Source organism: Flagellimonas lutimaris (assembly GCF_003581615.1).
GTDB classification, from domain to species: Bacteria; Bacteroidota; Bacteroidia; order Flavobacteriales; family Flavobacteriaceae; genus Flagellimonas; species Flagellimonas lutimaris.
Map to the genome: position 1 here is coordinate 134,705 of NZ_QXFH01000064.1, position 15,853 is coordinate 150,557.

Below are 15,853 nucleotides of genomic sequence, written 5' to 3' on the forward strand. Positions count from 1 at the left end.
TGATGACTACTAGTTACTTATAAAACCCCTGTTTTAAGGTGTTCCCGATAAGAATTTACCCTTGGTTTAGGTTGTTGATGTATTCACTGGGGGTAAGTTGGGTGTCTTTTTTGAAGGCTTTGTTGAAAGAAACTTTGTTGTTGTACCCAACTTCATAAGCAATGTCAATAATATTGAGCTCATTTTCTTTTTCAAGAAGTTCTTTGGCTTCTTGAATACGATGGGAATTCACAAACTCTCTAAAGCTCATGTTGAAGTGTTCGTTAATGAGTTGCGAAGCATTGTGACGGGTGGTGTCAAGTTTATTGGCTACCATGTCCAGATTTATATCGTTATTACGATACAATTTCTCATTTTGAAAAAGGTCGCTGAGGTTTTGCTTGAGTTCATTGGATAAACTGTCCGTTAGTCCTGACTTAACATACTTTGGGAATAAACGGTTTGTATAGGAGTAGAGTCCACTGAAAACATCGGGTTGAACATTGGCAGCATAGCCTACATATAGTACCATTGCACTCATTAAAACAATCGGGGCATGGTAAAATGTACCACTGTTTATCCCAGCAATAATTAACCCTCCATAAATCACATAGATTGCCACGTAGCTTACATGGATCATATAGATGTTTTTTTGCCAAATCCTAGTTTTTTTACTCAATCCCTCTTTGTTTTTGGTTTGAATCCAATGCACAAATAATGCATAAACGCCAAGCGAAATAGCTTTTAAAACTACAAGCAGCAATAATTTAGTGGAATCACCTGGGTTTAAACCCTCTTCCAGCCGCTGTAGCATTTGGGTTACTTTGTAAGAGCCTGAAAAACCATAAACTGTTAAAAAGAGATAGGTGGTCAATGCGACAGTGGGTAATAAGTGCCAAAGGTCTTTTTTGTTGAGGTCGGTTGACTTAGAAACTCTTTTAAAATAAAGAAAAAGTAATGGGCCATATAATAAAGATGACCAGGTTGACATCAGATAAGTATGGGGAAATTCAAATACGTAATTGGTTTGATTGACACAAATATTTAAAATGAACAAGGAGTGGATAAATACAAATGTGGCTATCAGAATTCTAGCCTGTTTGTCAATCTTTTTATTTATAAATAATACGAATGTTACGTAAAAACCAATGAGTGAAACGAAAAAATAGAATGTAGACCATACCGTGAATTTTGGCAATACTGTTCCAGATAATTTCGCAAAACTTTGTTCGTCCCTAATACCATCAAAATCTTCGTGAAGCAGAAAGGTTGGCTTAAATTCAATATTAAAATAATCGTAAATGTAGGCAATGGACTCTTTCGGGTGGTCTAAAGCGGCTTCACAAAGAGCCAACTTTTTTAAGATGTGAGTTTCCTGTCCCTTATTGGAAACCTCCAAGTTCTTTTTATAAAGGGGAACAGCTTCCTTGAATCTATGAATGTTGAAGTAGTAATCTGCCCAATCCAGGGAATCTTTAAAAGTTTCAGCTGTGGGTGTGGGTATGCCGGCATACCCACTACTCAAGGTAATGCCGAAGGCTAACATGGAGTTTAGCCATAGGAACATTAAGACAATATATTTGGTAGATTGTCTCATTTTTGATTGATGATGAATTAGGCCTCAACAATTTATGAAAATAAACTGTTAAAAACGTTAACAAACTATTAAAGTAGGTAAGCCCCGATAAAAGTTTACCCTTGGAAAGCAAGGGATAACAAGTATTTTCAAAGAATGTGTTAAAAAACAAGAAAGTCCTCTTGGCTTTTTGCGATTGCATGGCAACATAATTCTTTTGGTGTTGATTAGCTTTTTGAGTTGTTAACCAAATCCAAAAAAAGGGTGTGTCAATCCTCTTATATGAAAGAACACTCAATCTCCTTGGGGTAGATCTTACCTTCTTTGTTCTTAAATACTTTCTTGATTTCCTTTTTCGTCAATGGAACCGATAAGTTTCGGTTGCATCATTCCTGTTGCTGCCTCCCCAGAGTCAATGGTCCAATTAGATCATTGGCATTAGCAATAGAAACAAAGCTAGATTTTTTATATCCATTAGGCTTTTGTACATCTAATAATTTGTATCTATTAATTTCCAAAAGTGGAGTAATCAGCTTTTTTAATGGTTTGCTCAATTTCTTCCAATTGTACGCAGGTCATGGTCATATTGTTTTTGCCATCTTCTTTGTCTTCCATGATCATCTCCATTACCAAGCCTTCATTATCCCCCTCTTTTAACCAATCTACTTGGAAATCCTTGGGCATTTGATTGCTTTTACCGTAGATATCGCTAAAGCTTACTTCGGAATCAAAAGTATTGTACAGGGTAAACTTGTACTTGTCATTTTCCATGACATAGCCCTTACAGTCATAGCCCAGTACCGTTTTTCCTGGTATTTCTGTCATGGTATAATTGGAAATATCCATATCCTCGTTCATTTCTTCAACATCTATGTCCTCCGGAATTTTGGTGACCGAAGCAAATTTATTTCCATCGTTCTCCATAAAAATGACAGTTAAGAGCTTGGACATATCATAGATTATGAACATCTCCATACCCTGGTTCATTTTAGCTCCCCAATAAGGAGCATCTTTTTTTAGGTAATATGATATGTCCATATCGCTTTTGGCTCTTGCAGCATCGATTTTCATTTTATACACCCACTCAAATTGGTATTCATCAGCAACGTCATCCATGTTTCCAGCCTCTCCACCTATTGGTACCGGACTGTTTTTGTTGAATTCAGGATCCAGCATTTTGTCCATTGCCTTACTTGCTTTGCTGGCAGCTTTGTCTGCAACTTTGTCTGTAACCGTTTGTTCAACTCTGTCCGAAACTTTTTTCTTTAATTTCTTAAAAAATTGTGCGTTCGACCCTTGTGAAATGAATAATACGATTAAGGTCGAATAAATAATTTTCTTAGTGTTCATTGTTTTGAGGTTTTAGTTTTATTCTCCCAACCACTAATCTTATTTATGTGTTAATGAGTCAAGAGAGTATGTTCAACTTTTTTACTTTTAATTTGCTTTAAACAAACTGGTGTCTAAATACATGCTCCCAGCTTTAAGTAGTTAGGTTCTAGTAAGTACTATTGGTGATATTTTGATTAACCGTGACCCTGTACGAAATTTCAAGAATATGAAGAGACACCATAAATCAAACTGATATTATGCACTCTTAAAAAAATTGCATGGTTAACGGTTTAAAACTGTACTTGTTTGGTAAGATTAGAGGCTACTCGAAGCATTACTAATTTTTCATGCAGAGATACAATACAATATTAAGCACCAAAACCCATTAGTGATACCAAAAATGTAACGATTGATGGGAGAAATGTAACAATGGTTTATTATTGATTATGAATGGATTGACTAAATTTCAAAAGCATTTTATTGTAAACTTCCTTGAAACACTTTATAAAATATGAAGGAGTGTTGAAGTTAACAGAATAAGCAATCTAATTAACCTTGGCTCTTGAGTTTTCAAGTATTTTTAAGGCTCGTTTTAATCTTTGGATCCCTATAAAAATAAAAACTGACTTTTTTGAGGTAAGGTTTCCGCCAAAAGAAAAAGCCATCAACCTAGGCTGATGGCTTTCTTAGTAGCGGGGACTGGACTCGAACCAGCGACCTTCGGGTTATGAGCCCGACGAGCTACCTACTGCTCTACCCCGCGATGTGGACGGCAAATATACAACCCTTTTTACATCTTTTCCAAACTAAAATTAATATTCCTTTTCCACTAGCGCCAATCCCGCCCAAAATCCATAAATTCGGCCTTTTTACCTTATGGACGCAATCAACGATTTTATATCCTCTCTTTTGCCATATACCGAGTGGCCCATGTTCATCCTGCTTATAGGGGGAGGACTGTTTTTGGCTTTTTATTCCAAATTTGCGCCCTTTCGCCATTTTGGACATGCCATTGCGGTGGTTTCCGGAAAATATGATGATAAAAATGCAAAGGGAGATGTAAGCTCGTTTCAGGCGCTTTCTGCAGCCGTAGCTGCTACAGTTGGACTGGGAAATATATCGGGTGTGGCCATTGCCATTCATGATGGAGGACCAGGCGTGGTGTTTTGGATTTGGATGACTGCACTTTTGGGGATGGGCATCAAATATTATTCAGGTAGTTTGGCTATTATGTACCGTGGAACCGATTCAGAAGGTCATATGCAGGGAGGCCCCATGTTCTATATTACCAAAGGAATGGGGAAATGGGCAAAGCCCATGGCCATTTTTTTTAGTATTTGTGGATTGTTCGGATTTTTAGGAGTATTTACCGCCAACCAGTTTACCGAAGCATTTATGGGTGTGGTGGAGCCACACAAGACACTTTGGGCAACCAGCGAATACAACTGGAAACTCGGAATAGGATTTTTTCTAGCCATTATCACATCCATTGTAATTTTTGGGGGACTTTCCAAGATTGCAAAAGTAGCATCTGCCATTGTTCCTTTTATGGTGGGGATTTATCTGTTGGCGGTCATTTTTGTAATGACAAGTCACGCTGGGGAAGTTTGGCCAGCGTTAAAAATGATATTGGTCGAAGCCTGGAACTTCGACACCATGGTTACAGGGGGATTCTGGGGCTTGGTAATTGTTGGGGTTCGGAGAGCTATGTTCTCCAATGAGGCGGGTTTGGGTAGTGCACCCATGTACCACGGGCAATCCCGAAACAATGAGCCCGCCAAAGAAGGATTGGTAGCGATGTTGGGTCCATTCATCGATACGATTTTAGTATGTACCTTTACCGCAGTAGTAATTATTTTGAGTGGTGCTTACCTTGAGGATGGTAGCGGAATCACTATGACGATGTCCGCTTTTGAAACAACCCTTTACGGCATCGGAGATGTACTGCTGATGGTGATTGTTGCCGCATTTGCATTGTCAACATTGTTCACCTATTCGTATTACGGTGTAAAGAGCTTGTCATTTTTGACCAATGCCAAAATCGGAAAATGGTACAATGTATTTTTTATCATCATGATAGTTTTTGCCGCAATAGCATCTTTAAAATTGGTAAAAAATCTGATAGATCTATCATATGCATTGATGGTGATACCCAATATGATTGCTGTGTTGTACCTTTCACCAAAGGTGAACGCAGCATCCAAACAATATTTTGAAAAAAGAAAGAAAGGTGGCGCATAAAGCAGGATTTGTAAATATTATTGGTAATCCCAATGTGGGTAAATCTACATTGATGAATGCCTTTGTGGGCGAAAAATTGTCCATCATCACCTCCAAGGCACAGACCACCCGTCACCGTATTTTGGGCATCGTGAATGGAGATGATTTCCAAATGATTCTCTCCGACACCCCAGGAATAATAAAGCCAGCCTACGAACTGCAAAGTTCCATGATGGATTTTGTGAAATCTGCCTTTGAAGATGCCGATGTGCTGTTGTATATGGTGGAAATAGGAGAGAAGGCACTTAAGGACGAATCGTTCTTCAAAAAAATACAGAACAGCAAGATCCCCGTTCTGTTGCTTCTCAATAAAATTGACACATCCGACCAGCAGAAGTTGGAAGAACAAATGCAATATTGGCAAGAACAACTGCCCAATGCAGAAATCCATCCCATATCCGCTTTGGAAAACTTTAATGTTACCGAGGTGTTCAACCGTATTTTGGAACTCTTGCCCGAAGCACCTCCATTTTATCCAAAAGATCAAATTACGGACAAGCCAGAACGCTTTTTTGTGAACGAGACCATTCGTGAAAAAATCTTGCTATACTATAAAAAGGAAATTCCTTATTCCGTTGAGGTGGAGACCGAAGAGTTTTTGGAGGATGAGGACATTATCCGCATTCGTTCCGTAATTATGGTGGAGCGCGATACCCAAAAAGGTATTATTATTGGCCACAAGGGTAGTGCCATTAAAAAAGTAGGGGTTGAAGCCCGTAAAGACCTCGAAAAATTCTTTGCGAAGCAGGTTCACATCGAACTGTATGTAAAAGTGAACAAGAACTGGCGCAGCAATTCCCAACAGCTCAGGCGTTTCGGGTACAACGGCTAAGATTCGTCGTTAATTCGTTCAAAAGGAGCAATGGAATCCCTAACAAACTGTTTTAATTGTTCCATTTGACCTTTTCCTTTAGCTCTTCCCAAACGGCCAAAGGCATATAGAGCAAACCAAATCACGACCAAAAAGAACATCCCAACTGACCATAGGGTTATATCCTTGCCCAAAGAGTAATTGGAATACGCAAAAATGCCCATAATAATAAATAAGGTGCCCACGCCAAAATGCAGAAACATAAAAAATGTCCATAGGGTAGGGTTGGGTCCAAAGACACCACGAATGTTACTTATACCTTCCTCGTAGGACGAAAGTTCCAAGTGAAGTTGAGGGGACCAAAAGGTTATTTCGGCCTTTTTAAATTTTATAAAGATGTGTTCATCCAGCCTTTTGATGACAAAAGAATTGGCCGTAGCGGTATCAAAAATGGCTTCTAACTTCTCCAAATTGGTTCTTAGGGAGACACGAAAACGGGGCCGTAAAACTATCTCATTGGTCAAGTCGCTCATAATCATTTGAAAATGATTGAAAAAGGTATCATTTTTTCTTCATAATAAATGGTATTTTTGCCAAAAATTAAACCTGATGGGAGCTATCGTAGCCATTGTAGGAAGACCCAATGTTGGGAAGTCCACCTTTTTTAACCGACTCATTCAGCGCCGTGAGGCGATAGTGGATGCCGTTAGCGGTGTTACGCGAGACCGTCATTACGGAAAAAGCGATTGGAACGGTAAGGAGTTTTCCGTGATTGACACTGGTGGTTACGTAGTAGGTAGCGACGATGTTTTCGAAAAGGAAATCGACAAACAAGTTGAATTGGCCATTGATGAGGCCGATGCCATCATTTTTATGGTTGACGTTGAATCTGGCGTAACGGGAATGGATGAAGATGTCGCCAAATTGTTGCGAAGAGTCGATAAACCTACCTTTTTGGCCGTAAATAAGGTTGATAATAGCAAACGTATGGCCGATGCCGTGGAATTTTATTCCTTGGGATTGGGCGAATACTATACCCTGTCGAGTATTAATGGTAGTGGTACGGGAGAATTGTTGGATGCCCTTGTTAAAGTACTTCCGGAAGAGAAAGAAGAAGAAAGCGAATTGCCTCGTTTTGCGGTGGTGGGAAGACCCAATGCAGGAAAATCGTCCTTTATCAATGCGTTGATAGGTGAGGACCGGTACATTGTAACCGATATTGCTGGAACTACACGGGATAGTATCGATACCAAGTATGATCGTTTTGGATTTGAATTCAATCTGGTGGACACGGCAGGTATTCGACGTAAGGCCAAAGTTAAGGAGGACTTGGAGTTTTACTCTGTTATGCGTTCCGTCCGTGCCATAGAACATTGTGATGTATGTATTGTGATGTTGGATGCCACCAGAGGTTTTGATGGACAGGTACAAAATATATTCTGGCTCGCGCAACGTAACAATAAGGGAATTGTGATTTTGGTGAATAAATGGGATTTGGTCGAAAAGGAAACCAATTCTGTAAAGGAGTACACGGCCAAAATAAAAGAGATAATTTCACCTTTTGAAGACGTGCCGATTCTTTTTGTTTCGGTGATGAACAAGCAGCGTATTTATAAAGCAATAGAAACTGCCGTGGAGGTATATAAGAACCGTTCAAAGCGGATTCCAACCCGAAAGTTGAATGATATTATGCTGCCTATTATTGAAAAAACACCACCGCCTTCAACCAAAGGGAAATACGTGAAGATCAAATTTTGCACCCAATTGCCCACCCCATACCCGCAATTTGCCTTTTTCTGCAACTTGCCACAGTATGTGAAGGATCCTTATAAACGGTTTTTGGAGAACAAAATCAGGCAGAATTTTGATTTTACCGGAGTTCCGATGACCATTTTTATGCGGAAGAAATAATTATTCGTGCGAAGCTGACCTTACTTTTACTGCCTGCTGAATTCGGTTGCCCTGATTATCAACAGCGGTAAGCATATATTCCCCAGATTCGATGTTCAAAATGAGCTCGTGGAAGTTTTCGGTCTTGCCCACAAAAGTTTCATCCAGATACCAATAAATAATGGCATTGGATTGTTGATGGGCCAATTTTAAAATAATTTCTGACGTTTTTGTGCCCAAATCTTTTGGAAGCAGAACAGTTTCATTTTTTTTTGGATAGATGAATTCCATCAAATTGTTTTCCAAAACCGAGCAACCCTCCAGATAAGGTGGTAAAGGTTTATAATTTGGATTGGAAGAAGTGTAGTAATATTCCAAAATGGGAGGGAGAACCAACCAATTTTTCGCAATCATATCTTCTAACGGATAACATTCGGAATTCACCCTAAATTGTTCAGAAGCATCCAAAAATACCTGTTGATGATAAGGACATGGAGCACTTCGGATGCCGTGGGTAGGTACCCATTCTTTTTTGATATCATCGCAATACACAGAGGCTCGATATCCACTTTGTTCACAAACCTCAATCTCAATAAGGTCATCAAAAGGTTCTTGGAACCAACCACTGTTTGGGAGCGCATCCAAAACATCAAATAAAAGGGGGGCAGCGGCGGTTATTCCTGTAAGTCCAGGCCTGCCTTCTCCATCGGCATTGCCCGCCCAAACCCCAATCGCATATTTTGGCGTAACTCCCACCGCCCAAGCATCTTTAAAACCAAAACTGGTTCCAGTTTTCCAAGCAATGGGTTGGGAAGAATCAAAAAACCGCCAATTTTCATCACCGTCTGGACGGTTGACCTCGTACATCGATTGAAAAGTACTGAAGATGGCTCCTGCACCCAAAACCAATGGGTCAAACTGTTCTTCCCCAAAATCTTTGGACTCATTTTGCAAATAGGTAGCTTCTGTAAATTCTTTAGTTCTGTAAGTGCTGGAATGAGCTGAAAAATAATTCAAACTGGAAGCGATAGAGGCATAAGTCGAAGTGACTTCCCAAAGGGAACTTTCGGCACCACCGAGAATCAAGGATAGTCCATAATAGGATGAAGGTCTATCCAAGGACTTCATTTTCATTTTGTACAATTTGTTATAGAATTTTTGAAGCCCATATTCTCGTAATAACCGAACTGCAGGTACATTCAACGAACGGGAAAGCGCTTTGCTGGCAGGTACGGCTCCTACGTGTTTCAAATTAAAATTTTGGGGATGATATCCGTTGATCACCGTTGGAACATCCTCCACTAAGCTATGGGGCAGCAATTGACCTTCATCCAACAATGAAGCAAATAGGAAAGGCTTCAACGTGCTACCGGTACTTCTTTTTTTGGTAATGATGTCCACATAGTTGGCGTGTGTTTCATCCGAAGGAGAATTCCCTACATACCCCAAAACTTTTCGTGTTTCCACATCAAGCACCAAAATGGCCAGATTATGTATTTCATTGCCTTGCAATTGCTGATAATGCCGTTCGGCCAAAAGGTTCAATCGTTGCTGCAATGGCCGTTGAAGTGAAGTGGTCACACGTTCGCCCGGATGCTCGTTTCGGATACGCTCGGTAAGATGGGGTGCGAGATCTGGAAGAGGAAAAGGCTTTTGTGGAAGTGGCTCGTCAATGGCCAGTTCATAAGTGGTTTGGCCGATAATTTCTTTCTCCCATAATTTCTTCAATAAACGGTTCCGTTTGTCTAAAAAGGCTTGTTCGTTTCTTCCAGGGAAAATAAGCGCAGGTGCGTTGGGTAAAACCGCCAAAGCGGCAGATTGTCCCCAGCTTAGTTCGTGTGCAGGAATTCCAAAATAACGCCACGCAGCCGTCTCCAAACCCACCACATTGCCCCCGTACGGTGTGTGGGAGGCGTAGCGTTTTAAAATTTCCTCCTTCGAGTACCGAAATTCCAGCCGAGTGGCCATAAATACTTCAATGAGTTTTTCCCAATAGGTTCTGCTTTGGTTTTTTCTGCTCAAACGGATGACCTGCTGTGTGATGGTACTGCCACCCCTTCGAGTCTCTTTATTAAGATTGTGCCCAATGGCTTTAATGATGGAAATAGGGTTGAAGCCAGGGTGTTGGTAAAAATACTCATCCTCAAAATGTAGAATACTCTGTTTGAAGCGTTCGGGAACGGAATCAATCTGAGGGAACCGCCATTGACCATCATCTGCAATACGTGCACCTATGAGCACACCCTCGGAACTGTCCACAACTGTGGAGGTAGGGTCTTCGAAGAGATTTTGGGGCAGGCAAAACAACCATAAAATCAATATGATGAAAAATACACCGACCTTGATCTTATGGTTGACTAGGATTCTTTTTACTGGCGATAAAAATTTATTCATTCAACCTTACTGAACTATTCTTACCCATTGTCCTTTGTTTCGGGCTTGATAGTTGTTATCGTACATCGCTTCGGTTTGGGCTCCAGGTAAATAATAATCCCCCAGGAAAGATGCATTCAATTTGATGGCAAATACCTTGGAACTTTTAGCGTCCAAATCAAAATACAAGTGGGTGCGGTCGTCTCTGGTGTCCACATAATCCGCTTCGGAAGTATTCGTATCGCTTCCGCCAGCAAAAGAAGTATCCACAATTTCCCATCCGCTAGGTACAATATGGGTAAGCGCAATATTGTCGATATAATCATCCGAACTATTAAAAATAGTGACCTGTGCCTGAAGTTCTGTTCCTTGCCTTAGTTCACCTACATTAAGGGAATTCCCCAATGGATCCACATAATTTACCGATAACCTTAGGTTTTGTTGTTGTGCCAATTCCTCACCAATAGGTAATTTTCCATTTTGGGTAAGGGTAGCATAAATGATGTTGACTTGGTTGTTTTTCAACTCAATTTCTTCTTTAAAGGAAGTGACGGAGAGTTCTCGCTGTGCAATGGCCCTATCCGTTTTTACAGCAACTTCTTTTCCATTGTTGGTAAAGGTGAGGTCGATGGACCTACCACCATTTTTCATTACCATTTTAGACATTGCCAAGAGGGCAAAAGCAGTTTCTTGGGTGCTGTACCATCTTTGGGACGACAAGTTTTTGGCCAAGGAAACGGCCAATTCCCTTTGTTGGGAATCACCCAGTATCACCATTGTTTCCAATGCCATAGCTCGGTTTCTGAAAACGGAACCATAGGTTCTATAATTGTAATTATTGGGCTTAAAGTTGATATTGGCCTTTTGTGCTATGGCCTGGGCCACCTCTTTTTTACCAACTAAGGCATAAGCGGCTGCCAATCTCCATTTGGCCTCATTGCTAAGGTTTTCGGTTTCCCGTAAACGGTTCATTGCGGCCAGTTCGGGTTGCTGTGCCAATGCCAGCGTGTACAATCTATAAGCCTGTGAAATATCGTTATTGTAATAGGTGCTCTGATTGCTCCATTGACGTGCGGCATTCTTTTGATATCTGAGCCAATTGCTTAGAAAGGTCAACGGTAGTTGATAGCCTTCTTTTTTTGCTTCCAACATAAAATGTCCTGCGTAGGAAGTGCCCCAATCATCGGCATTGCCATAACCTTGCCAGTAGCTCAATCCGCCATTGGGAATTTGAAAATCACCAAGTCTGTCGATGGCGGCCTTTATGTTTTTCTCGATGTCTTTCTTTTTGTCAAAGGTGATGTCGAGCACATTGGCCAAAAACAATTGAGGGAATGCAGCCGAAGTTGTTTGTTCTACACATCCGTGAGGATAGCGCAACAAATAATCCATCCGTTTGGAGAAGTCCATCGGGGGTAGTGTGGAAAACTCAATAAATGCCTCGTTCGTACCTGATGTTCCAAAAGTTTCCATCGAAATGTTCTGCGACCCGTTGGGGTCGAGCGTGTACAATTCACTTTTGGTAGTGATAGGGTTAGGGTTTTCCACATCAATTTCCGTTTCGTTACTGGCACTTTCACCTGCACTTGAAGCGGTAACTTTTATAGTTTGGAAAGATGTTGTTGGATTGACTTTAAAGTCAAAATTCACGATTTGTTCCCCAACCGTATTGAAGGTGATGTTTTTGGAAGTACCGTTGGTAGGTTCCAATGCATTTCCAGCATCAATACTAACCTTTACGTTTTTTACTTTAGGTTCCATCGCAAAAACAGTTACAGGGATGGTCACGGTCTCACCAGGGGATAATTTTCTTGGAATAGAGGTCAAAACCATCAAAGGTTTACGAACAGGAGTTGTTTTTTCTGCATTTCCGTAGGCACTAGTTTGATTTCCGGCGACTACCATTGTCCGCACCGAACCTACATAATTGGGCATATTGATGGTGTGTGATGCTTTTTCTCCAGCCTTCAGGGTAAATGGGCCCAAATAAGTGACCACAGGTTTAAATCGTTGTGCTTTTCGGTTTTTGGCGCCCGCGCCAATGCCACCGCCGCCAATAGCGTAAATATTATCGACACTTACAGAATAAGCGCCCATTACATCATCAAAAATATCAAAAGTCTTGACGCCCAATGCTTGTCTGGAATAGAACGAACTGTGAATATCCGGTGTGCTAAATCGGGTAAGGTCCAAAAGCCCTTCGTCGACCACGGCCAATGAATAGGTCATTGGTTTTTTGCTGGCTTCGGATACAGTGACCTTATAAGATTCTTCTGGTTCCAAAACATCGGGCATACTGATTTCTGGTTCCAAAAAGGTCGCTGGGTTTTCTACCAACAGCGGAACCACACCGTACAATCGGATGGGCAGGTCATTTTTAATCTGACTGTGCGGTTGCAACAAGGAAATATTCACATAAGCATTCGGAGCCATTTCCGATGTGATGGGAATGGTTGCCTTGGTTTCTTTGGCAGAGGTTTCAATCCATTGTTGCGACAATACTTCGGTTCCATTTTCGATGCTCACTAAAGCACGTCCACCCTTATCTGATGGGAAAGTGACAATTGCTTCTTCACCAAGTATGTATTTTTCCTTGTCGGTGGAGAAAATCAGAATTTTGGAACTCTCGGCATCAGCAGATGCGGGTCTTCGCCACCAATTGCGATAAAAATAGGCCGTTCGTCCCGTGGCGTGACCAGAAACTTCATCGATAACACGAATCAGGTAACGACCTCCTTGCTCATCGGGAACATTGATATTGAAATTAGCCTTGCCATTACTTCCCGTAGTTATATTCATTTCTTTATAAGGTCGGTGGACGGTAGCATTTTCATAGCGAGATAAATTGTCGTAGCCCCGGTTCCACCACCAGCGCCATTCAATTTTAAACACCTGCACTTTTAGTTTTCGGTTGCCTGATGGATTTCCTTGGGCATCGACGGTTACCACATCAAATGTATTGTTGTCGTCGGTTAGGAAAGAGCCGTATTGTTTTGCCTCTGGAGAACGTAGTCCCACAAAATTTGAAAATGGCGCCAAATTTTTGGAGAACACATCAATGGAAAAATCTCCACCACCTTCAAAAACCTTGGTGGTGAAGGTTGCCTTCAACATTCCAGGAGCATTGCCATTAATTTCTATTTTTTTATTGATGTCCAACTCGCCATTGGCATCCAAATTTGATGAAATCCATTGCAGTTCAGTCTCATTGAAAGTGCGAGCAGGGTCTTGGAAAATATAATTTTTATAGTTTGGAAAGGCGGTCGAAGTCTGGCTCAAAGTGGCATTGATATCAATTTTCAGGTTTCGGGCGGGAGCTCCGTGCAGCCATTTCACTTCGGCTTTTCCCCTAATAAAGGAATTTGCTTCCAATACTTCGTTATCAAAAGCGAAGTCAACTTTTAGTCGGTTGGGCTTTACCGTGGCCACTTTTAAGGTTTTACTGAATTGTGCACCGCCCACAATCACTTTGGCCGTCCAATTTCCTGTTGGGGCCGCAGCTTGCGTTGGAATGGGGAAATAGTAGAAACTCTTTTCTTTTTTGGCATATAACCCATCCGAAACGGGAATGCTTCCTTCTTTGAGCACATTGCGCTGTACCAACTTTCCTCGTGCATCACTGACCTCCAATGCTACGGGGTGCCCTTTGGGCAAAGGATTTGCATTATCATCCAAAACAAAGGTTAAATGGATAACATCGCCTGGTCGGTGCACTCCTCTTTCGGTATACAAATAGCCTTGTAAACCTTTTTGCAGCTGCTCCCCGGAAACATCAAATTTACTTAGGGACAATGCGTTTCCATCCGCAAGTTTGGCGTAGGCAAAATTGTTGTTGTTTTCCGCGACGGCAAAGGCAATGCCCTCGTCGCTATCGTAAACGGATAGACCTTTAGCATCGGTAGTGGTCTCGCCGATTAGTTGCTGCTGGTAATTGTAAAGCTTTATTTTGGCACCGGCTACGGGTTGGGTTGTGAGCAAGTTGGTCACGGCAAAATGATGGGAACGGTTACTTCCTTTTTTGACGATAAGTCCCAAATCGCTTCCCAATAGATTGGTGGCGGCTATTCTATCGTAATTGTAGTAAGCGGAATGACAGGGGTTGTCGCGCTCTTCCCAATTATAATCATAGTTTCTGTAATTGTAGATTTCATTATCCCAATAGCGTTCTTCTTCTGAGGCTTCATCAGAACTTTGTTCCAATGCATATTCGGTTTTTGCTTCTTCAGTTTCTGCACCATCACCACAATCGTAAGAGGTGTGTTCCTTCTTAAAACCGAATTCGACCCGATACAACGAGCCAGGATGTATTTTGATTAATTCTGACAAATCCAAACCATGTGCCTGCCAGTAGCTGGTATTTTCCTTTCCATCTTCGGTCAATGGAATAACTTTGTAAGCCACTCTTCGACCCACAGGCCTGAAATCAGGATTGTAATTTTCCGTTAGGTCGTAGTTTTGTAGGTATTGCAACATGTTGTTTTCATACACTTGGATGACCCGAACTTCGACTGCTGAAAGATTGACCGTTTCAAAATAAATGGGTGTGGACGCTGCGTTGGGCAAAATGGTTCCCTTGGTAATAAGTCGCACCGCAGGTTTTAGCTGCTCAAAGGAAACTAGTTCGGAAAAGTTGTTCTTCAGAGTAAAACCATATTCACTTTTAATACCTTGAAATGCATTTACACGAACCTCTCCCAAAATTCGGTTGGAAGGATAAGCACTCAGCACGTTTCCATTGATTTCGTATCGTACACTTTCAGCATTTTCAATGGTTACCAGACCGTTTAGGTTTTGATCTTGTTTTAAGGGTTCTGAAAAGTTTAAAGTAAGTACGGCATTGGGAGCGGATGTTGTTTTGGCGTCAACAATCACAAATTTGTTTTTACCCGGAATTGGGTAGGTCCCCGAGCCTTCGTTGTCGATATTATAGGGGTCTCCTGTCCAATTTATCGTGAGTTTACTATCATCTGTTTTTCTGGAGATACTGTCAATTTTAAAACTGAAGTATTGTGCGTTTTCAGTTGTATTGCCCCATTTTACGGGAATGTTTTTGTCTCCTTGTTGAACGGAAAGGACGGTATTTATTTTTGATGCATCAAGAATATCCGAAGCATCTAAAGTTCCCGTGAGGTATTGCCAATCTTTGCTGTAGGATTGTAAATCCCCCAGATTGATTCTAAAGTTGGGGGCAATGGTCTTAAAGCTGAAGGTGTAGGTTTTAAATTCGCTATCAATATCATCAAAGAGTTTGTTGAGTTTCAAATTGATGGTATATTCCGTGTTGGATTTTAAATACTCCGTAGGTTGAAATATAAGCTCTCTGCCATTTTCGATTATTAAATCACCGTCCACCTTTGGTGAAATGTCCAAATACTCTGATGGTAATTCTTGAGTCAATTCAAACTGCTCCAGTTGTTGGGCCAAGGCAATGGTAATGGGTTTGGAAATACTTTGGTTCCCGTTTGTGTGATAACTGATGTAGTCCTTGAACTTAAAAAGATTATCGGTTTCAGATGGACCATTCTTTTTTTTACAGGAAACTATAACTATCATCAAGGAAATTAGAAGTGTTTTGTAAGACCGAGACATGCGGAAGAGAGTGTTTAAATTTA

Annotated in this window: 8 protein-coding genes and 1 tRNA gene; 3 read left to right on the forward strand and 6 right to left on the reverse strand. The window is 41.1% G+C overall.

Annotated features, from left to right (window positions below; all coding sequences use genetic code 11):
• Nucleotides 1-55 precede the first annotated feature (55 nt).
• The 3 genes from D2V08_RS02910 to D2V08_RS02920 all read right to left on the reverse strand — a co-directional run bounded on the left by D2V08_RS02910 (nucleotide 56) and on the right by D2V08_RS02920 (nucleotide 3,650).
• A complete protein-coding gene (locus tag D2V08_RS02910; protein WP_119606612.1) occupies nucleotides 56-1,576 on the reverse strand; it encodes a helix-turn-helix domain-containing protein in 1,521 nt (506 codons plus the stop codon).
• Nucleotides 1,577-2,062: 486 nt separating this feature from the next.
• The gene (locus D2V08_RS02915) at nucleotides 2,063-2,905 is read right to left on the reverse strand and encodes a DUF4412 domain-containing protein (protein WP_119606613.1); all 843 of its coding nucleotides are present in this window, start codon (nucleotides 2,903-2,905) and stop codon (nucleotides 2,063-2,065) included.
• A gap of 672 nt (nucleotides 2,906-3,577) precedes the next feature.
• Nucleotides 3,578-3,650, reverse strand: a tRNA-Met gene (locus tag D2V08_RS02920).
• Between the two features lie 113 nt (nucleotides 3,651-3,763).
• Between D2V08_RS02920 and D2V08_RS02925 the strand changes: the two genes are divergently transcribed.
• Nucleotides 3,764-5,128 (forward strand): alanine/glycine:cation symporter family protein, encoded by a 1,365-nt coding sequence (locus tag D2V08_RS02925; RefSeq protein WP_119606614.1) that lies wholly within the window; start codon nucleotides 3,764-3,766, stop codon nucleotides 5,126-5,128.
• Entirely contained in the window at nucleotides 5,118-5,999 is an 882-nt protein-coding gene (gene era / locus D2V08_RS02930; protein WP_119606661.1) for a GTPase Era, read from the forward strand. Before D2V08_RS02925 ends, era begins: the two co-directional genes overlap by 11 nt.
• On the opposite strand, the gene D2V08_RS02935 is transcribed toward era, so the two are convergent.
• A complete protein-coding gene (locus D2V08_RS02935; RefSeq protein WP_119606615.1) occupies nucleotides 5,996-6,511 on the reverse strand; it encodes a GTP-binding protein in 516 nt (171 codons plus the stop codon). The two genes, era and D2V08_RS02935, sit on opposite strands and share 4 nt — an antisense overlap.
• 76 nt (nucleotides 6,512-6,587) lie before the next feature.
• Here D2V08_RS02935 and der point away from each other — a divergent pair, with 76 nt between their 5' ends.
• Nucleotides 6,588-7,889: a ribosome biogenesis GTPase Der gene (gene der, locus D2V08_RS02940; RefSeq protein WP_119606616.1), complete on the forward strand. Its 1,302-nt coding sequence runs from the start codon at nucleotides 6,588-6,590 to the stop codon at nucleotides 7,887-7,889.
• Here der and pbpC read toward each other — a convergent pair whose 3' ends face one another.
• Both pbpC and D2V08_RS02950 read right to left on the reverse strand, forming a co-directional pair.
• Nucleotides 7,890-10,262 carry a penicillin-binding protein 1C gene (gene pbpC, locus D2V08_RS02945; RefSeq protein ID WP_119606617.1) on the reverse strand — a complete coding sequence of 791 codons (2,373 nt, stop codon included), beginning with the start codon at nucleotides 10,260-10,262 and terminating at the stop codon, nucleotides 7,890-7,892.
• 6 nt (nucleotides 10,263-10,268) lie between these two features.
• Nucleotides 10,269-15,830, reverse strand: a complete 5,562-nt coding sequence (locus tag D2V08_RS02950) for an alpha-2-macroglobulin family protein (RefSeq protein ID WP_119606618.1) — start codon at nucleotides 15,828-15,830, stop codon at nucleotides 10,269-10,271.
• Between the last annotated feature and the right edge of the window lie 23 nt (nucleotides 15,831-15,853).

What these genes read in the sequence shown, in the direction of transcription:
- D2V08_RS02910 (WP_119606612.1), bottom strand. Translation starts at nt 1,576, where the DNA reads ATGAGACAATCTACCAAATATATTGTCTTAATGTTCCTATGGCTAAAC.
- D2V08_RS02915 (WP_119606613.1), bottom strand. Translation starts at nt 2,905, where the DNA reads ATGAACACTAAGAAAATTATTTATTCGACCTTAATCGTATTATTCATT.
- D2V08_RS02925 (WP_119606614.1), top strand. Translation starts at nt 3,764, where the DNA reads ATGGACGCAATCAACGATTTTATATCCTCTCTTTTGCCATATACCGAG.
- D2V08_RS02935 (WP_119606615.1), bottom strand. Translation starts at nt 6,511, where the DNA reads ATGAGCGACTTGACCAATGAGATAGTTTTACGGCCCCGTTTTCGTGTC.
- der (WP_119606616.1), top strand. Translation starts at nt 6,588, where the DNA reads ATGGGAGCTATCGTAGCCATTGTAGGAAGACCCAATGTTGGGAAGTCC.
- pbpC (WP_119606617.1), bottom strand. Translation starts at nt 10,262, where the DNA reads ATGAATAAATTTTTATCGCCAGTAAAAAGAATCCTAGTCAACCATAAG.
- D2V08_RS02950 (WP_119606618.1), bottom strand. Translation starts at nt 15,830, where the DNA reads ATGTCTCGGTCTTACAAAACACTTCTAATTTCCTTGATGATAGTTATA.